General features: G+C 55.3%; 18 protein-coding genes. 7 read left to right on the top strand and 11 right to left on the bottom strand.

The window, feature by feature from the left end; genetic code table 11:
• Positions 1–85 precede the first annotated feature (85 nt).
• Positions 86–2,203 carry a protein-disulfide reductase DsbD family protein gene (locus tag IEV29_RS05740; RefSeq protein WP_188380272.1) on the top strand — a complete coding sequence of 706 codons (2,118 nt, stop codon included), beginning with the start codon at positions 86–88 and terminating at the stop codon, positions 2,201–2,203.
• A gap of 73 nt (positions 2,204–2,276) precedes the next feature.
• Positions 2,277–2,921: a redoxin domain-containing protein gene (locus IEV29_RS05735; protein ID WP_188380271.1), complete on the top strand. Its 645-nt coding sequence runs from the start codon at positions 2,277–2,279 to the stop codon at positions 2,919–2,921.
• 61 nt (positions 2,922–2,982) lie between these two features.
• Here the strand turns inward: IEV29_RS05735 and IEV29_RS05730 are convergent, their stop codons facing one another.
• The 7 genes from IEV29_RS05730 to fdxA form a co-directional block, all read right to left on the bottom strand.
• Positions 2,983–3,234, bottom strand: a complete 252-nt coding sequence (locus tag IEV29_RS05730) for a hypothetical protein (RefSeq protein ID WP_188380270.1) — start codon at positions 3,232–3,234, stop codon at positions 2,983–2,985.
• 65 nt (positions 3,235–3,299) lie between these two features.
• Positions 3,300–3,659: a VOC family protein gene (locus IEV29_RS05725; protein ID WP_188380269.1), complete on the bottom strand. Its 360-nt coding sequence runs from the start codon at positions 3,657–3,659 to the stop codon at positions 3,300–3,302.
• A gap of 111 nt (positions 3,660–3,770) precedes the next feature.
• Positions 3,771–5,435: a 2-isopropylmalate synthase gene (leuA, locus tag IEV29_RS05720; protein ID WP_188380268.1), complete on the bottom strand. Its 1,665-nt coding sequence runs from the start codon at positions 5,433–5,435 to the stop codon at positions 3,771–3,773.
• A 41-nt stretch (positions 5,436–5,476) separates the two neighbouring features.
• On the bottom strand, positions 5,477–5,632 hold the full coding sequence (locus IEV29_RS05715) for a hypothetical protein (RefSeq protein WP_188380267.1): 156 nt from the start codon (positions 5,630–5,632) through the stop codon (positions 5,477–5,479).
• Positions 5,633–5,867: 235 nt separating this feature from the next.
• On the bottom strand, positions 5,868–6,725 hold the full coding sequence (locus IEV29_RS05710; RefSeq protein WP_188380266.1) for a DODA-type extradiol aromatic ring-opening family dioxygenase: 858 nt from the start codon (positions 6,723–6,725) through the stop codon (positions 5,868–5,870).
• Positions 6,726–6,771: 46 nt separating this feature from the next.
• On the bottom strand, positions 6,772–7,095 hold the full coding sequence (locus IEV29_RS05705) for a DUF3861 domain-containing protein (RefSeq protein WP_188380265.1): 324 nt from the start codon (positions 7,093–7,095) through the stop codon (positions 6,772–6,774).
• A gap of 9 nt (positions 7,096–7,104) precedes the next feature.
• Positions 7,105–7,434 carry a ferredoxin FdxA gene (gene fdxA, locus IEV29_RS05700; protein WP_188380264.1) on the bottom strand — a complete coding sequence of 110 codons (330 nt, stop codon included), beginning with the start codon at positions 7,432–7,434 and terminating at the stop codon, positions 7,105–7,107.
• A 121-nt stretch (positions 7,435–7,555) separates the two neighbouring features.
• On the opposite strand from fdxA, the gene IEV29_RS05695 reads away from it, so the two are divergent.
• The gene (locus IEV29_RS05695) at positions 7,556–8,419 is read left to right on the top strand and encodes a LysR family transcriptional regulator (protein WP_188380263.1); all 864 of its coding nucleotides are present in this window, start codon (positions 7,556–7,558) and stop codon (positions 8,417–8,419) included.
• 25 nt (positions 8,420–8,444) lie between these two features.
• On the opposite strand, the gene IEV29_RS05690 is transcribed toward IEV29_RS05695, so the two are convergent.
• The 3 genes from IEV29_RS05690 to fabI all read right to left on the bottom strand — a co-directional run bounded on the left by IEV29_RS05690 (position 8,445) and on the right by fabI (position 11,627).
• Positions 8,445–8,861, bottom strand: coding sequence for a YXWGXW repeat-containing protein (locus IEV29_RS05690; RefSeq protein ID WP_188380262.1), 417 nt, complete (start codon positions 8,859–8,861; stop codon positions 8,445–8,447).
• Between the two features lie 156 nt (positions 8,862–9,017).
• Positions 9,018–10,418, bottom strand: coding sequence for a DEAD/DEAH box helicase (locus tag IEV29_RS05685; RefSeq protein ID WP_188380261.1), 1,401 nt, complete (start codon positions 10,416–10,418; stop codon positions 9,018–9,020).
• Between the two features lie 423 nt (positions 10,419–10,841).
• The gene (gene fabI, locus IEV29_RS05680) at positions 10,842–11,627 is read right to left on the bottom strand and encodes an enoyl-ACP reductase FabI (RefSeq protein WP_188380260.1); all 786 of its coding nucleotides are present in this window, start codon (positions 11,625–11,627) and stop codon (positions 10,842–10,844) included.
• Positions 11,628–11,820: 193 nt separating this feature from the next.
• Between fabI and IEV29_RS05675 the strand changes: the two genes are divergently transcribed.
• The 4 genes from IEV29_RS05675 to IEV29_RS05660 are packed head-to-tail and all read left to right on the top strand — an operon-like array spanning position 11,821 to position 17,335.
• A complete protein-coding gene (locus tag IEV29_RS05675; protein WP_188380259.1) occupies positions 11,821–13,617 on the top strand; it encodes an extracellular solute-binding protein in 1,797 nt (598 codons plus the stop codon).
• A 12-nt stretch (positions 13,618–13,629) separates the two neighbouring features.
• The gene (locus tag IEV29_RS05670; protein ID WP_188380258.1) at positions 13,630–14,688 is read left to right on the top strand and encodes a microcin C ABC transporter permease YejB; all 1,059 of its coding nucleotides are present in this window, start codon (positions 13,630–13,632) and stop codon (positions 14,686–14,688) included.
• Entirely contained in the window at positions 14,685–15,752 is a 1,068-nt protein-coding gene (locus tag IEV29_RS05665) for an ABC transporter permease (RefSeq protein WP_188380257.1), read from the top strand. The genes IEV29_RS05670 and IEV29_RS05665 overlap by 4 nt, the downstream gene beginning before the upstream one ends.
• Positions 15,749–17,335: an ABC transporter ATP-binding protein gene (locus tag IEV29_RS05660; RefSeq protein WP_188380256.1), complete on the top strand. Its 1,587-nt coding sequence runs from the start codon at positions 15,749–15,751 to the stop codon at positions 17,333–17,335. Before IEV29_RS05665 ends, IEV29_RS05660 begins: the two co-directional genes overlap by 4 nt.
• Positions 17,336–17,407: 72 nt before the next feature.
• Here the strand turns inward: IEV29_RS05660 and IEV29_RS05655 are convergent, their stop codons facing one another.
• Positions 17,408–18,916, bottom strand: coding sequence for a transglycosylase SLT domain-containing protein (locus IEV29_RS05655; RefSeq protein WP_188380255.1), 1,509 nt, complete (start codon positions 18,914–18,916; stop codon positions 17,408–17,410).
• Positions 18,917–18,953: the final 37 nt, after the last annotated feature.

Raw genomic sequence — 18,953 nt, 5'->3', positions numbered from 1 at the left:
GTATTGAATTTCCGTTATTCCATTTGACTGTTTAGTTGTGTTCGCTGGAACGAATGCAGGTGAACGTGAATTGTGTACGAACCTCATGAACCATTCTTCTCTTCTTTTCCTGCGAGCTTTCTGGCGTGATCTGACGGCAATTCTCTTGTTGACGATATTGCTTCCCGTATCTGCATCGGCTGTGGAGAGCAATGTCCGCCAGAGTCCGCGTGCGACGGTCTCACTGGTCAGCGAGAGTGCTGCTGTCACGCCGGGACAGCAAGTGCGTATCGGCTTGCGTCAGCGACTCGCACCCCACTGGCACACCTACTGGAAGAATCCGGGTGACGCAGGATCGCCCCCGAATATCGAGTTCACCTTGCCGGAAGGCGTGACCGTTAGTGATATTGCCTGGCCCGGGCCGGATCGGTTTCTGATCGGGCCGGTTGCCAGCTACGGTTATGAAGATGAAATCGTTTTCCCGATGACATTGACGGTACCGCAGACGGCACAGCCGGGAACGCGTTTGCGTATCGAAGCCTATGCAGACTGGGTTGTGTGCGAGAAGGAATGCATTCCGGAAGATGGCAAGTTCAGACTCGATCTGCCGGTAGAGGCAAACGCGCGAGCAGCGGATGAATCAATCCTCGCAGCATTCAAGACGGCAGATGTACGCCAGCCTCAAACCGCACCATGGAAAGCTTTGCTGACAACCGATGGCGAGTCGCGTCTGAAGTTGCTGGTAGAAGGTGAGGGCATCTCAGCACAGACAGTGCAATCCGCGCTGTATTTCCCGGAAACTTGGGGTGTGCTTGATCATGTCGCTGACCAAACCTTGCAGGTTGAAGAAGGGCGACTGACCTTGTCACTGGTAAAGGGGCAGAGTTTTTCATCCGAGCCCTCGTCCGGCCTGTTGGCAGTAACGGATGGTGGTGGTGAAAAGCGTTGGTTTGCGCTCGAAGTACAACCAGCAAGTGGTTCTGCCATAGGCACGTCGGGTATGGCGAACACGCTTGCCTTGTGGCAGATGGCTTTGTTCGCTCTGATCGGCGGACTAATCCTGAATCTGATGCCTTGTGTATTCCCCGTGCTGGCGATCAAGGCGACAGCAGTAGCGAGCATGTCAGGCAGCGATCATCGCGAGGTGCGTCTGTCCGGTGTGTTTTACACACTGGGAGTATTGGCTGCCTTCATGGCACTTGCCCTGGCCCTGCTGGCAGTGCGGGCAGGCGGTATGGCGGTTGGTTGGGGATTTCAGTTTCAGTCGCCGTTGTTTGTGGCTGCGATGTGCTGGCTGATGCTGGCAATTGGTTTGAATCTCTCTGGCGTGTTTGAAGTCGGTAGTTCACTGGCTGGTGCCGGGCAGAGTTTGGCCGATCGCAAAGGGCATGCCGGTAGTTTTTTCACAGGCTTGCTGGCAGTGGTCGTGGCGACACCATGTACGGCACCGTTCATGGGCGCGGCAATTGGTTCGGCGTTGGCAGCGCCGGCGTTCTACAGTCTCGTCGTGTTTGCCATGATGGGGATTGGTCTTGCACTGCCTTTCCTGTTGCTCGGCATTTTTCCAGCGATTGCGCAGCGTTTGCCGCGACCGGGTGCATGGATGGTGCGTCTGCGTCAGGCGATGGCATTTCCGATGTATGCAACAGCGGCATGGCTGGTGTGGGTATTGACCCAACAAGCTGGCGAGTCAGGTCTGCGTATGGTGCTTGCAGGTGCTGTGCTGGTCGGTTTGGTCGCGTGGTTGGCGGGCTTGAGCCAGCATGGCGTCAAACGTGTCTGGGTGCCACGTGGTCTGGCATTACTGGGATTGGCGGGGCTGATTGGTCTGGCCGCAGCGCTGCACTACACAGGTCCTTCTGAAGTGACCGCAAGGCAACAGACTTCCCCCAATGCGGAGCCATACAGTGCGGAGCGTCTCGCTGCCTTGCGCGCAGAGGGCAAACCGGTTTTTGTGAACATGACAGCGGCGTGGTGTATTACCTGTCTGGTCAATGAGCGCACGACCTTGTCGACGACTGCCGTACAGCAAGCCATGCAAGAGCATGATGTTGTCTACATGAAAGGCGATTGGACCAATCGTGACCCAGCCATCACAACATTCTTGCAATCGTTTCAACGTGATGGTTTGCCGTTTTATGCATTTTATCCGGCTGGCAAGGAACCTGTGGTCCTGCCGCCTGTTCTGACTCAGGCGATCGTGACGGATACCTTCAGGCAGTAATGGTCAGGTATCGCCGCTGACGGTTTTTTACTTCGCTTCATTTTTAACCACGTCGTTCAACAGGAGGAATTTCATGACTCGTTTTTCCCGTCGCGCCATGTTGCGCACCACTGCACTGACTGCAGCGCTGATTGGCGGCAGCATGATGTTTGGTACATCGCCAGCATTTGCTGCACCTGCAGTGGGTCAGGCAGCGCCTGCCTTTACGGCGGTTGATAGCAAAGGCAAAGAGCACAAGCTCAGCGACTTCAAAGGCAAGACCGTTGTGCTCGAATGGACCAACCATGATTGTCCATATGTGAAAAAGCATTACAACTCGTCCAATATGCAGAATCTGCAAAAGCAGGCGTCTGATGCCGGCGTGGTCTGGTTGAGCGTGATTTCTTCCGCGCCAGGCGAGCAGGGCCATGTAGAAGGTGCCAAGGCCGATGAATTGACGGCGAGCCGTAAAGCCGTGCCAACTGCCGTGCTACTCGATCCACAAGGAACGATCGGTAAAGCCTACGATGCGCGCACTACGCCGCATATGTACGTGATCGATGCAAAAGGTGTGCTGCGTTATGCCGGTGGCATCGACAGCATTGCATCGACCAAAGTGGAAGACGTTGCCAAGGCAGACCCATACTTCAAGACAGCACTGGAGGCGATTGTGAAAGGCGAAGACGTCAGGCAGCCAGTGACGCGTCCGTATGGTTGCAACGTCAAGTACAAGTCGTAATCGTTCTGTGTGAAATAAAAAAGCCGCTGGGACCAGCGGCTTTTTTAATGTGATGCGTTCGTCATTTACATTTGTACGGGCTTTCACTTTTCAGTTCTTCTCCCGTCTTGGCGTCGTGGATGAGCACGGTCGCTTTGGGATTGTGGGCGCAAATCGCATTCCTGACGCTATAAATGGCGCTGCCTTGCGCATACATCCTGACCTTGAGTTCCGTGCCATCTGCTGCGGCAGAGGTCACTACATAGTTGCCAGATGTCGTAACGCAGGCACCGAGAAGCAAAGTGAAAAACAGTAAGGGAATGATTCGTTTCATGACAAAAGTTGAGATGCGTAAAAGTGAAAGGTGATTGGTGCTAAATAATGAGGTGCTTGCGAATCCTACTTGATAGGATCACCCCACACGGCAAATTCGTTGCCGCTTGGTTCGGTGAAGTGAAAACGACGACCGCCGGGAAAATCGAAAATCGGCTTGATGATGCTGCCACCAGCTGCAGTGACTTTCGCCAATGTGTCTTCAAATGCCGCACTGTAAAAGACGATCAGTGCGCTGCCATTTGTGGTGCTGGCAGCCAGATCAGCCTTGTAAAAACCGCCATCCAGACCTTCTCCTGAAAATGCCGCATATTCAGGACCATAGTCTTCAAATTTCCAGCCGAATGCCTGCGTAAAAAATTTCTTGGTGGTACTCAGATCGCGGGAAGGATATTCGACGTAATTGATTTTTTCATGAGCGGGCATGAGAACACTCCTTTTGAGGCAAATCAGTGTAACGGACGATAGCCATTGATGTCTTCATGGGCAAGAAAAAAGCCGCGGAATCAGCGGCTTTTTGCGTTTGGCTTGGCCAGTTTAGGCAGCCTTGACGCTCAATGCACTATCGCGATTGACTGCACTCAAGACCGCACGGAACGATGCCGTCATGATGTTGCTGTCGATGCCGACACCGAAGTGCGTCTGACCGCCATTGACGCGCAACTCGATATAGCTCGCAGCGTTAGCATCGGCGCCTGAACCGATGGCGTGTTCATGGAAGTCCATGATCTTGACATCCAGGCCCAGCGCATCGACGAAGGCATCGATCGGACCGTTACCTTTGCCGGTCACCGTCAGCGGCTTGCCATCTTTTTGCAGATCGACCTTGATCGTGATGTCGCCACCATCGTCCTGCATGTGATGGCTGACATAACGGTATGGTGTAACCGCATCCACGTATTCGTTCTTGAAGATGGTGTGGATGTCGCCTGCAACCACTTCCTTGCCGGTTTCATCCGTCACACGCTGCACAACGCGGCTGAATTCGATTTGCAAGCGACGTGGCAAGACGAGACCGAATTCCTGTTCGAGCAGATACGCCATGCCGCCTTTGCCGGACTGGCTGTTGACGCGAATGACGGCATCGTAGCTACGACCGAGATCGGCCGGATCGACTGGCAGGTACGGCACTTCCCAGATTGCGTCCTTCTGCTGCTTGGTGAAGCCTTTCTTGATGGCATCCTGGTGCGAGCCGGAAAAAGCCGTGAATACCAGGTCGCCGGCGTAGGGATGACGCGGATGCACGGGAATCTGGTTGCATTCCTCGACGGTCTGGCGAATCGCATCGATGTCGGAGAAATCGAGGCGCGGATCGATACCTTGCGTGTAGAGGTTCAGTGCCAGGGTGACGAGATCGACATTGCCAGTACGTTCGCCGTTGCCGAACAGGCAGCCTTCGACGCGATCAGCACCGGCCATGACGCCGAGTTCAGCAGCAGCAACGGCACAACCACGGTCGTTGTGCGGATGCAGGCTGATGATGATGGAATCGCGGCGCTGGATATTGCGATGCATCCATTCGACCTGATCGGCGTAGACATTTGGCGTGCTGACTTCAACCGTGCCTGGCAGATTCAGAATCATCTTGCGTTCCGGCGTCGCGCCCCACGCTTCGGAGACGGCATCGCAGACTTCCTTGGCAAAATCCAGCTCGGTCATGCTGAAGGCTTCCGGTGAGTATTGATAGACCCACTCGGTCTCCGGACGCGCGTCGGTCAGTTCCTTGATCAGCTTGGTACCCTTGACGGCCAGTTCCTTCACTTCTTCCTTGGTCATGTTGAACATGATCTTGCGGAAGGAAGGTGCGGTGGCGTTGTACATGTGAACGATCGCGCGACGTGCACCGGTGACGGAATCCACCGTGCGGCGGATCAGATCTTCACGTGCCTGCGTCAATACTTCGACGGTCACATCGTCAGGAATGCGCTTTTCGTCGATCAGCTTGCGGCAGAAGTCAAAGTCGGTCTGTGATGCGGAGGGGAACGCGATTTCGATTTCCTTGACGCCGATTTTCACCAGCATTTCGAAGAAACGCAGTTTCTTGGCCGAATCCATCGGATCGATCAGGGCCTGATTGCCGTCGCGCAGATCAGTGCTCATCCAGATCGGTGGCGTGGTGATCGTCTTGTTTGGCCATGTGCGGTCAGGGAGATTGATGACCGGGAATGCCTGATATTTGGTGGATGGATTCTTCAACATCATGATGTTCTTCCTTGCTAAGTATTCTGCTTAAGTCGCTGTATTCAATAAATCGAGGCTGTGGCGAAGGGCGATCCGGCTGCCACGGTGCGCGAGGCCGGATCACCGATCGGTAGCAGTAGCAGGGCGCGTGTGCGTGCAAGGATTCGGGCAATCATGTTGCCGGCAATGTACGTGACAGAAAGGGCCTTGGTATGCATGTTTTCGGGTACAGCCTTGGGTGTGACCAGATTTGGGGAAACGAAACCGGCAAGTGGAAACCGGTAGGTACAACAGAACGCTACGATCAGATTAGTCGTAGCGATAGCGGTAGGGCTGCTAGCAGAGATGCTGCAGCGTTCGCTGGAATGCAGATAGTGATGGATGCCTTGGACATACAGGCTACTTTAGGCCTCGCCGCCACGAATGTCAAGCCGTGGGCGGCTTCCCGCAGCATCAGGCAGGTTGATTTGTGGCATTTTCGGTCGCTTCATCCGATTCGGTTTCGATTTTACCTGTTGCACCAAAGGCGAGGGCCGAGACCACCACATTCATGACCGTATCCTGAAAGACGCGGCTGCCGGTGTCGGTGCCAGCGGCGCCTGCTGCGACCATCAACGGCAGCAAATGATCTGGATGGGGCTGCACCTGCCGTGCATGCGGCGCGCTTTGCCAATCCTGTAACAGGGCGTTGCGTTCGTCTTCGTCGCGCTTGGCCATGTCTGCCAGCCAGTCGTCGAATTGTTCCGATGCGTCACGAAATGCCGGGCTGAAGCCTCGCATATTGTGAAAACTCATGCCGCTTCCGATAATCAGCACGCCTTCATCACGCAAGGTTTGCAATGCCGTGCCGGCGCGCAGGTGCTCTGCAGGATCAAGTCCTTTTTTCATCGACAACTGCACGACAGGAATGGCCGCGTCCGGATACATGACTTTGAGTGGAATGAAGACACCATGATCCCAGCCGCGCTCGTTGTCGATGGCAGCAGGCAAGCCGGCGTCACGCAAGAGATCGTGTACGCGTTGGGCCAAAGCCGGTGATCCCGGCGCGTCGTAACGCAGTGCATAGGTGTGTTCAGGAAAACCGTAGTAGTCATAGATCAGGGGTGGTTGCGGGTTTGCACCAACCGTAAAGGCATCTGCTTCCCAGTGACCAGAAATAATCAGAATGGCTTTCGGGCGCAATTGCTCGCCAGTGGTGCGCAGATAGTCTGCCATGCGATCCCACATGCGTGGATCGCCCGGCCAGTCCATGAAAAAGCAGGGGCCGCCGCCATGCGGAATGAAGAGAGTGGGCAGTGTACTGTTTTTCATGTTGACTCCTGATGACTGGTCACAATCAAGATGGCGTTGAGAATACTTATTGCAAGGCAGGGGCCTTGCCTTCGGAGGTGTCACGGATGCGCTGCTTGAACGCATTGATAAATTCGACAAAATTCGACTGCAAGGCGGCAAATAATGGATCCTTGCGGTGCTTGAGCATGACTTCACCAAACAATTTCATACCAAGCGCCAGCGCTGCTGCTTCATCTGCATCGGCAAGGCCGGATGACTGTACACGTCGCAGGATGCTGAACAGGTCGTCGTGATTGCCGGCTTCAAACTGCAGTGGTGCATAGGTCTCTGGTGCGGCATGTTTGCCGCCAAGGTATTCAAGGGTGATGCGATAGTTATGTGCGCTCATGGTCTTTCCTTATTTTTCAAGTAACGACAGCTTGTCAGTGACGGTTGCCCAGCGTTCATGATCCGCAAGTGGTTCTTTGCGAACAGTGATGCGGCGCCAGTCAGGGTGCTTGGACAATGTGCGGTTCAATTCCAGATAGTGCGCCTGCTCGGGTTTTATTTCCCGGTCGCCTACGATCGCACCGACCGGGCATTCGGCAACGCAGACCGAGCAATCGATGCACTCATCCGGATTGATCACCAGAAAATTCGGTCCTTCCATAAAGCAGTCCATCGGACAGACGGCGACACAATCGGTGTACTTGCATTGAATGCAGGGCTCGGTAACAACAAAGGTCATGCTTTCTCCATTAGCACGGCTACACTGACGATTGCACTATAGTCGTCTTTAAATTATTGATAAATACGATATATTGATAAACATTGTCTCTATATTGTTGATAATGGATATTCTGACCTGCATGAAGACCTTTGTTGCCGTGGTCGAAAGCGAGAGCTTCACTGCAGCAGGGGCGCGACTGGATATTTCCAAGGCGATCGCCTCGAAGTACGTTGGTATTCTTGAAGATCATCTGGGCACGCGCTTGCTCAATCGCACGACGCGGCGATTGAGTCTGACGGAGTCCGGCACGGCATATTACGAGCGCTGTGTACAGATACTGGCGGACGTGAATGAGGCGGAGCAGGCAGCCGGACAAATGACGGCGATTCCACGCGGAACTCTGAAGGTTGCGATGCCGGTGTCATTCGGCACAATCTGCATTGCACCCCTGATGAGTGAGTACATGCGGCGCTATCCCGAGGTCAAGCTCGACATTGCCCTGGCCGACCGGCGCGTGGATTTGATTGAGGAAGGATTCGATCTTGCGATTCGCGTTGGCAGCTTGCCCGAGTCGGGATTGATTGCGCGTAGACTCGCCGTTGATCGTATCGTCTGCTGCGCTGCACCTGCCTATCTTGCTGCACGGGGTACGCCAGTGCAGCCAGCGGATCTGGCAGATCATGCATGTCTTAATTACATCTATGCAAGTGGCGGGGACGAGTGGACATTCGGCAAGCAGCGGAGGCAGGTCTCGGTACTGATCGACGGTCCGGTGCGCGCCAATAACGGCGACATGCTGCGGCTGGCGGCGCTCGATGGTGCCGGCATCATCTGGCAACCATATTTCATCGTGGGCGATGACGTCAAGAGCGGACGTCTGATCGAGCTGATGACTGATTTTGGCGGCCCGGAACTGGGCATCTACGCGCTTTACCCGAGCCGCAAGCATCTATCTGCCAAGGTCAGGACATTTGTCGATTATCTGGCCGAACGCATGTCCTGAATCGTTCGGCCGCGTTGTTCAGTCCTTAGCAATGTCCTTTTTTGGCTTGTCCCGGTGGGCAGTGATATCCCTTGCCGTGACCATGACGATCATTGCGATGGTCTCTGTGGTGCTTGGCGTGCTTGTCTTTTTTCCAGTGGCCCTTGTTCAAGTGCCAGCCACGACCATCCTGATACCAGTTTGCGTTCTGATACACGTAACCGGCTCGCACGCGTTCCCAATGACCGGACGTCCAGACGTGGCGATGACCATTCCAGTTCCAGTAGCCAGGCGCCCAGACATAACCCTTGCGGGGCGGCGGAACACGCTCATAACGTGGTGGCGGGGGTTCAGCACCGATATTGATGTTCACGTTGACTTGCGCGCTGGCCTGAAGAGGGGTGACAGCAGCGGTGCCGATCAGCAAAGCGGTGAGCAGGAAAGTAAATGTTCTTGATTTCATGATGTGCTCCGTTGATGTGCTGTCTGCAGTATAGAAAAGCCATGCCATTTGCACCGGTTTTTACAGATTTGCTTACAACTGTTACGGAGTTGGCATACCAAATGAAAAACGGGCCGTAAGGCCCGTTTTTGTTACTGCATCTGTTTTGTCGTCAGATCAACGCTCGCCAAACGAGCGACGCTGCGTACCTGCATCACCACCCGTGCGCGGGCCTTTGTTGAAGCCGGAACCCTCGCGACGCGGGCCATTGCCTGGTTTGCTGAAAGTACGTTGGCCTGGCTTGGCACCATTGCGGTTGTCACCTGGACGCCAGCCGTTTGGTTTGTTCGAACGTGGTGCTGCCGTACGTTTCGGTTCCAGACCTTCGATCACGCTGACTGGAATCAATTGCTTGATGAAGCGTTCGATGCGTTTGACGTTCATGTTTTCGGCATGATTGACCAGCGACACGGCGATGCCTTTGCGGCCGGCACGACCGGTACGACCGATACGGTGTACGTAGTCCTCAGCAAACTTGGGCAGATCGTAGTTGACCACGTGCGTGATGCCCGGTACGTCGATGCCGCGTGCGGCAACGTCGGTGGCAACGAGTACGCGAATCTGACCACGGCGCAGACCATCGAGCGTGCGGTTACGTGCACCTTGATGCATGTCGCCATGCAATGCAGCAGCAGCGAAACCGGCGATGTTCAGACGATCAGCAATGGTGTCTGCATCACGTTTGGTTGCGGTAAAGATCACTGCCTGATCCATGGTTTCATCACGCAAAATGTGATCGAGCATGCGATTCTTGTGCGACAGATCGTCGACGAAGTGGACGTGCTGGGTAATGTTTTCGTGCTTGCTTGCCGAACCAGCGATCTGGATGATCAGCGGATCTTTGGTAATGCGCTTGGCCATGTTGCCGACGACGCCGTCGAGCGTTGCCGAGAACAGCATGGTCTGACGGGTTTCCGGCGTGTTGGCAACGATCTTCTCGATATCGTCGATAAAGCCCATGTCCAGCATGCGATCGGCTTCGTCGAGAACCAGAATCTGCAATTGCGAGAAATCGATCTTGCCCGATTCCATGTGATCGATCAAACGGCCTGGTGTTGCAACGAGGATTTCCGGATTGCGGGACAGCAGTTGCATCTGTTTTGGATAAGGCATGCCGCCGAGGATCGACACGGCTTTTACGCGACGCATGAATGCGCCGTATTTGTCGGTCGAAGTCGTGACTTGCAGCGCCAGTTCACGGGTTGGCGTCAACACCAGCATTTTGGGCTGTGCTGCACGGAAACGCGGGCGCTCGCCGCGCGAGCGTGCTGACTGCATTTCCTGATTGGGTGTGCGGCCCCCAACTGGCTGGGCATCTGCCTGCACTGCAAATTTGTGCAGGGCTGGCAGCATGAAGGCTGCGGTTTTGCCCGAACCGGTCTGCGACGACACCATCATGTCGCGGCCGGCGATACCGGCAGGTACGGCCTGCGCCTGAACAGGCGTTGGGGCGGTATAGCCGGATTCGGTCAGTGCCTTGATGATGGATGCGTGCAGGCCTAGTGATTCAAATGTCATTCTTGTCTTTCGTATATGTCAGCGCGACAGACAGCATCCGGTGAAACCGGAAAGTCTGTATGAAGCGCAAAAAATGCAACGCCAACCAACGAAACAGCTAAGACAAATCTGAGTGATTTCGGCACAAAAGCTTTGCGCCGGGACGGTGTATGAAAATTCAACACCTGAGAGGCGGGAGGGCTTTATCGTTAATGCTAACGGTTCGCGATGCTGCAAAGGTCAGTTGCCCAGCGACTGCTGCAAGCAACGAACAGCACGCATTGTATTACAGGACAGCCTCGCTGTCGAGGGAGGTGGCGTGATGGCACCGTTGCGATGTGCCGAAATACATCGTGCTTCGATCAGTTGCTGAGCGCCCGACAAGGCAAGGCAGCATAAAGAACGGCGGCTCACGGCCGCCGTTTTTTGTCTGGGAGGGACGACTTATTCGCCGCCCATGCCACCCACAACGTGCGAGAAGCCACCATCAACGTAGGTAATTTCACCCGTGATGCCACCGGACAGGTCGGACAGCAGGAAGGCGGCGGCATTGCCGACATCTTCAATGGTGACGTTACGGCGCAGCGGGGCATGATCCTTGACGAAGTTGAGGATTTTGCCGAAGTCCTTGATGCCGGATGCAGCCAGGGTTTTGATCGGGCCTGCCGAGATGCCGTTGACGCGTACACCTTTTGGTCCCAGTGATTCTGCCGTGTAGCGCACGCTGGCTTCCAGCGATGCCTTGGCCAGACCCATGGTGTTGTAGTTCGGCAGGGCGCGAATCGAGCCCAGGTAGCTCAAGGTAAGCAGGGAAGAACCTTGATTCAGCATCGGTGCCGCAGCCTTGGCCATCGCCGGGAAGCTGTAAGCCGAGATATCGTGCGCCACGCGGAAACCTTCACGCGACAACCCTTCGAGGAAATCGCCGGCGATGGCTTCGCGAGGCGCAAAACCGATCGAGTGAACGAAACCGTCAAACGTCGGCCAAACCTTGCCGAGGTTGGCAAACAAGGCCGTGATCTGTTCGTCTTCGGCGACATCGCATTCGAAAACCAGATTGCTGCCCAGCTCGGCTGCAAATTCCGTGATGCGGTCCTTGAAGCGTTCACCAACATAGGTAAAGGCGAGTTCGGCACCTTCGCGTTTGCAGGCGGCAGCGATGCCGTAAGCGATGGAGCGATTGGACAACACACCAGTGATGAGAATTTTTTTGCCTTGCAGGAATGCCATGAACGACTCCGAAAGTTCGTGCGAAAGATTGTGGAATGGGCAGGATTGTAGGCGTTGCCCGCCCTGACAGCAACTTTTGGCGCAAATTGCCGTGCACGCTTCTTGCTCATCCAGCAACGTTATGGCTTCGCCATGTAGAATAGGTGACGCTCGGTTTGTCCTCTTACATCAAAGAAAGCGCATCCCACCGCGAATGGTCAAGTCCCTCTGTTCCCTGATGTTCGCCGCTCTGCTGTCGCAGGCTGGTCATGCCATGGCAGCGCATGCTTTTTCCCTTTACGACACACCCAAATATCCGGCCGGATTTTCCCATTTCGATTATGTGAATCCGGACGCGCCCAAGGGCGGGGACCTGTTTCTGGCCAATCCGGATCGCCGCACCAGTTTTGACAAGTTCAATCCGTTCTCACTGAAAGGGGTTGCGGCGGCTGGCGTGTCCGATCTGATGTTCGAATCGCTTGCAACCTCATCTGCGGATGAAACGGCCACGATGTATGGCTTGCTGGCAGACGATATGGAAGTGGCGCCGGATCGCATGTCGATGACATTCCGCCTGAATCCGAAGGCGCGTTTCAACAACGGCGATCCCGTGCTCGCTGCCGACGTCAAGTATTCCTTCGACACACTGATGAGCAAGGGCGCGCCCCAGTTCAAGTCGATTTTCGCCGACATCAAACGTGCCGTGGTAGTCAGCGAGCGGGTCGTGCGTTTTGAGTTTGCAAACAACAATCGTTCGCTGCCCTTGCTGGTGGGATCCATTCCCGTCTTTTCGCCGAAGTGGGCCAAGGGCACGGATTTCGACAAGATTCAGTTGACGCCACCGATTGTCAGTGGCCCTTATCTGATTGATCGTTACGATACCGGTCGTACGATCAGTTATCGTCTGAATCCGGATTACTGGGGCAAGGACCTGCCAGTCCGCAAGGGCATGTTCAATTTCAATCGCATCAACTATCGCTTTTACAAGGATGATGTCGCACGTCTTGAGGCCTTCAAGGCAGGCGAGTTCGATGTGTCGGTGGAATATAGCGCCAAGAACTGGGTGCGTGGTTATACCGGACGCAAGTTTGAAAACGGCGACATTATCAAGGCCGAGCTCAAGCATTCCAATAGCGATGGCATGCAGGGTTTCATCATGAATCTGCGTCGTGACCAGTTCAAGGACCCGCGCGTGCGGCAAGCGCTGGGACTGGCGCTGGATTACGAATGGATGAACCGGCAGTTGTTCTTCAATTCCTATACGCGCATCTATTCCTTTTTCAACAACAGTCCAATGGCGGCGACTGGCATGCCGTCGGAAGGCGAGTTGAAACTGCTCGAGCCGATGCGTGACAAGTTGTCGCCTGCTGTATTCGGTCCGGCACCGATTCCGCCCACGACCGAACCACCGCATTCCTTGCGTTCCAATCTGCTGAAAGCAGTGGAGTTGTTCCGTGAGGCAGGCTGGACGTATCGCGATGGTGCCCTGCGTAACGAGAAAGGTGTGCCATTTGCCTTTGAGATCATGGATGACCAGTCTTCCATGTCGCGCATTATCAGCGTGTATGTGCGCAACTTGCAGAAACTCGGCATACGCGTCACGCAGCGTTCAACGGACTATGCCCTGCAGCAGCGCATGGACGATTTCGATTTCGACATGATGAGTTTGCGTTTCCCTGATGCGAGTACGCCGGGCAATGAACTGTTCGATATCTTCGGTTCCAAGGCAGCGGATCAAAAAGGATCCAGTAACTTCTGGGGCTTGAAAGATCCGGCGGTTGACCGCCTGGTAGCCGAACTGGTCAAGGCAGAAACACGTGCACAGCTCGATGCCGCGGCGCGCGCGCTGGATCGGGTACTGCTCAACAGTTATATCGTGGTGCCGCATTGGTATTCTTCCATTCACCGCATTGCCTATCGCAATCGCTTCGGTATTCCGCAAACGCCGCCCTTGTATTACCAGGCCAATCCTTATGTCTTGTCGACCTGGTGGCAGGTGGAGCCGCGATGAAAAGGTGAGCGCATGAATATCTGGTCCTACATCCTCAAGCGTGTGCTGCTGATGCTGCCGACATTGTTCGGCGTGGTTGCCATCACCTTTGCGGTCATTCAGTTTGTGCCGGGTGGCCCGGTTGAACAAGCCATCATGGAGATGAAGACCATCAGCGGCGTGTCGGAAGCCAGTGGCGGTGGCGAAGCACATTACCGAGGACGTCAGGGCATCGACGCGGCCCGTGTGGAAGAAATCAAGGCGCTCTACGGATTCGACAAGCCTGCCGGTGAGCGCTTTTGGCAGATGTTGAAAGGTTTTGCGACCTTCGATCTGGGCAAGAGTTTTTATCATCACATGGATGTGTGGGAGCTGGTCGTGTCCAAGTTGCCGGTGTCGATCACATTGGGCATGTGGACTTTCTTCCTGACGTATTTCATATCGCTGCCGCTTGGGATTGCCAAGGCAGTGCGTGAAGGATCACGTTTTGACTCGGTGACGAGTGCGATTGTGCTGATCGGTTATTCGATTCCCGGTTTTATTCTGGGTGTGTTCCTGCTGGTACTGTTTGGCGGCGGCAGTTTTGTGCAGTGGTTTCCGTTGCGCGGGCTGACCTCGGATGACTGGGAACAGTTGTCGCTGATGGGCAAGATACTCGACTATCTGTGGCATATCACCTTGCCGGTGACGGCCTCGGTGGCCGGTGCATTCGCCGTCATGACCATGCTGACCAAGAACACGTTCCTCGAAGAGATTCGCAAGCAGTACGTGCTGACCGCGCGAGCCAAGGGTTTGAGCGAACGCACCGTCTTATACAAGCATGTCTTCCGCAATGCATTGATCCCGTTGGTGACGGGTTTCCCGGCAGCTTTTATTGGGGCCTTCTTTGCCGGCAGTCTGCTGATCGAAACGCTGTTCTCACTGGACGGACTGGGTTTGTTGTCGTACGAATCGGTTGTACGTCGTGATTATCCGGTTGTGATGGGGACGCTGTATCTCTTCACCTTGATTGGCCTGATCGTCAAGCTGATCGGCGATCTCTGTTATGTCTGGGCCGATCCGCGCCTGCAGTTTGAAAGCCTGAACCGATGAGCGCCGTTGCCCCTTTGTCCACGCCTCCAGCCGAAGCTGTGCCTTCCGTATCGCCTTGGCGTCGAGTCTGGCGACGCTTTCGCGCCAGTCGTCGCGGTTACTGGAGCCTGATTCTTTTCAGCATCCTTGTCGTGATCAGCCTGTTTGCGGAGCTGATCTCGAACGACAAGCCGCTGGTTGCACGCTACAACGGCGAGATCGTCTTTCCGATCCTGACTGATTATTCAGAGAAGAAGTTCGGGGGCGATTTCGAGACACCTGCCGACTATCTCGATCCGTTCATCCAGCAGCAGTTCGAGAAGGATGGTAACTGGGCGGTTTATCCGCTCAATCGTTATCACTACACGACACTCAATTACTTTGCCAAATATCCGAATCCGGCACCACCGTCGGCCGAGAACTGGCTGGGGACGGATGATCGCGGACGCGATGTGGTGGCACGCTTGCTGTATGGCTTTCGTGTATCGGTGCTGTTCGGTTTTGCGCTCACGATTACGGGCGTATTGCTTGGTTTGATTACCGGCGCGATCCAGGGCTATTTTGCAGGCAGGACAGACCTGCTTTTTCAGCGCTTCATGGAGATATGGAGTTCGATGCCCGAGCTGTATCTGCTGATCATTTTCGCGTCGATTTTCCAATCCAGTATCGGCCTGCTGTTGATCCTGTTGTCCCTGTTTGGCTGGATGGGATTGTCGGATTATGTGCGTGCCGATTTCCTGCGCAATCGCAATCTGGAATACGTGCAGGCAGCGCGTGCGCTTGGATTGTCCAATACGCAGATCATCTGGCGTCATGTCCTGCCCAATAGCCTGACACCAGTGGTGACCTTTTTGCCGTTTCGCATGAGTGCTGCGATTCTGGCGCTGACCAGTCTGGATTTTCTCGGACTTGGCGTGCCACCGGATACTGCCAGCCTTGGCGAGTTGCTGGCACAGGGCAAGAACAATCTCGATGCGTGGTGGATTGCCGTTTCGACCTTCTTTGTACTTACCCTCATGTTGCTGTTGCTGACGAATATCGGCGATGCCTTGCGTAATGCGCTGGATGTACGGAGGAAGGCATGAGTCTGTTACAGGTCAAGCAGCTGTCGGTGGCCTTCGATGGCAACCGTGTTGTCGAGGATGTCAGTTTTTCGATTGCGGCTGGCGAGAAGTTTGCTCTGGTCGGCGAGTCCGGTTCCGGCAAAACCGTCACAGCCCTGTCGATCCTGCGTTTGAATCAGGATGCATACTACGGCGGCGAGATTCTGCTGGACGGGGAAGATCTGCTCAAACGCAGCGAGCCGGCGATGCGTGCTGTGCGTGGCAAAGATGTCGCCATGATCTTTCAGGAGCCGATGACGGCACTCAATCCGCTCTACACGATTGGTAATCAGATTGCCGAAGTGCTGATGCTGCACGAAGGTTTGAGTACGAAGGCGGCGGCCTTGCGTGCGGTTGAACTACTCGACAAAACCGGCATTCCCGAGCCGCAGCGTCGTGCTTTGTCGTATCCGCATCAGCTATCTGGTGGGCAGCGTCAGCGTGCAATGATCGCCATGGCGCTGGCCTGCAAACCGCGGCTGTTGATTGCCGATGAGCCGACGACCGCGCTGGATGTCACGATTCAGGTGCAGATCGTTGAATTGCTCAATCAGCTGCAGCGCGAAGAAAACATGGCTGTGCTGATGATCACGCATGATCTCAATCTGGTACGCCATTTTGCCGATCGCGTCGGTGTGATGGAAAAAGGGCGCATGGTGGAGATCGCAACGACGCAGGATCTGTTTGCACAACCGCGTGAAGCCTATACCAAGAAACTGCTGGCGAGTCAGCCGCACCAGCTGGTCAATAAGGTCGATGCTGCTGCCGCGCCGCTGATGCAGGCAGATCATCTGCGTTGCACCTTCGATATCAAGCAGGGCTGGTTCAAATCGCGTCCGTTCGTCGCCGTCGATGACGTCAGTCTGACGCTGGCACGAGGCGAAACGCTGGGTATCGTCGGCGAGTCCGGTTCGGGAAAATCCACGCTCGGTATGGCCTTGCTGCGGTTGTCTGCCGCGAGAGTCGATGGACACATTCAGTTTGACGGCAAGAACATTGCCGTGATGAACAGCAGCGCCTTGCGACCATTGCGTGCGCGCATGCAGATCGTGTTTCAGGATCCGTTTGCCTCGCTGTCGCCGCGTCGCACCATCGAACAGATCATCGGCGAAGGATTGGCGTTGCATCAGCCGGGATTATCCTCCGCGGCAATTCGGGAAGCGGTAGCGCAAGCCTTGCAGGAAGTCGGCTTGCCGCCCGCATTGATGTCACGCTATCCGCATGAATTTTCCGGCGGGCAGCGCCAACGGATTGCGATTGCACGCGTCTTGGTGCTCAAGCCGGATCTGATCCTGCTGGACGAACCGACGTCATCACTCGACGTGTCGGTGCAGCAGCAAGTCTTGCGTTTGCTGGCCGATCTGCAGGCGCGTTACGGTATGGCCTATCTGTTTATCAGCCACGATCTGGCCGTCATCAAGGCGATGGCGCATCGGGTCATGGTGATGAAGGATGGCAAGGTGGTGGAACAGGGGGCCACGGCTGAAGTACTGGCCAATCCTCAGCAGCCGTACACGCAAAAATTACTGGCGGCATCCGTCTACGCAGGTGTGAACAGCGCATAGAAAAAATCGATGGTCGAAAAAAAGCCGCACACGTTGCCATGTGCGGCTTTTTTTTAACTCGTGTTTGGGTAATCAGCGCGAAGACACTTTTGCCGATGCCAGACTGACCTTGCCCCGATTGTCCTGGGTTGCGGCGACTTTCTTGATGGCTGGCTTGGATTTGTCCGATGCCTTGGCGGTGGCGCGCGCTGCGCCATACAACTCCAGCCTGGTACCCGCGACCAGTTTGTCGCTGCGCAGACTGTTCCATTCACGAATCTGCGCGACGCTGACCTTGTGACGTTTCGCCAGTGACAGCAGGGTATCGCCATTTTTCACGGTATGGCTGATCTTGCGTCCTTCTGCCCGCTCGGGAATCATCGTCAGCACGGCACTGTCGGCCACGGCGGAAGTGATGTCCTTTTGCTTGCTGTCCGGATCGCGCGGCACCAGGATGGTGGAGCCGGCCTTGAGCGCCATTTTTGGCGGGATGTGGTTGACTTCGCGGATGACCTGCGGCGTGGTGTTGAATCTGGCCGCGATGGTTTCGATTCGCTCGCGCGCATTGGTCACCTTGTGCGCCGTCCATGACGACAACGCATGTGTCCAGGTTGCCAGATTGGCCTTGAACTTCTCGGCATTGTTTTGCGGAAGCAGGATTTCCGTATTGGCGCCGCCGGTAATCACCGGGCGATTGAACTGGGGATTCAGTGCCTTGAATTCATCAATGGGCAGTTCGGCCAGTTGTGCCGCCAGTTTCACATCGATGTCGCGCGTTTTTGCCACGCTGACGAAATAGGGCTGGTTATCGACACGCAGTAGCGTAATGTTGTAAGCATCCGGCGTGGCAATGATGTTTTTGACTGCCTGCAATTTGGGAACATAGTTCCGCGTTTCTGCAGGCATGTAGATCGACAGGCTCGCGTAATCGGTACCGGTGCCGGCCGCTTCGGCTTTGCGGAGTGCGCGCTGTACCGAACCTTCACCCCAGTTGTAGGCAGCAAGGGCCAGTTGCCAGTCGCCGAACATGCCGTACAACTTTTCCAGATAGTTGAGTGCGGCGTCGGTCGAAGCAATCACGCCACGACGCTCGTCCTTGAACATGTTCTGCTTGAGGTTGTAGTCCAGTCCGGTCGATGGAATGAACTGCCACATGCCGGCTGCCTTTGCGGATGAATACGCTTGCGGATTGAAGGCGGATTCGATGAAAGGCAGCAAGGCCAGTTCGGTCGGCATGCCACGTTTCTCAAGTTCTTCGACGACGTGGTACAGATACAGCGAGGCACGCTTGGTCGTACGGCCAATATAGTCGGGGCGGGCGGCATACCAGGTTGTGTGATTGTTCACCAACTGGTTATCGACCAGATCGGGTATGCCGAAACCTTTACGGATACGCGCCCAGACGTCGATTTCACTGCCGACGATAAAGGCGCTCAGCGGATCATCGTCGAGGCCGGGATTGTTTTGCAGTGCCGCATCTTTTGCCCAGTTGTAGGCAGGCAAGGACAGATCGCTGGCGGCGTGGGCAACACTGGAAGAGCAGAAGAGAAATGCAGCGGATGCAAGGAGTTTGAGTACGGCGCGGTTGTCGGACTGAGGCATGGGAACTCGCAAAAATCACCGACCCATGAACAGCCGG

Source organism: Oxalicibacterium faecigallinarum, from assembly GCF_014635705.1.
GTDB classification, from domain to species: Bacteria; Pseudomonadota; Gammaproteobacteria; order Burkholderiales; family Burkholderiaceae_D; genus Oxalicibacterium; species Oxalicibacterium faecigallinarum.
Note: the sequence above shows the minus strand (reverse complement) of the source record. Positions and strands in the feature narration are given on the sequence as shown.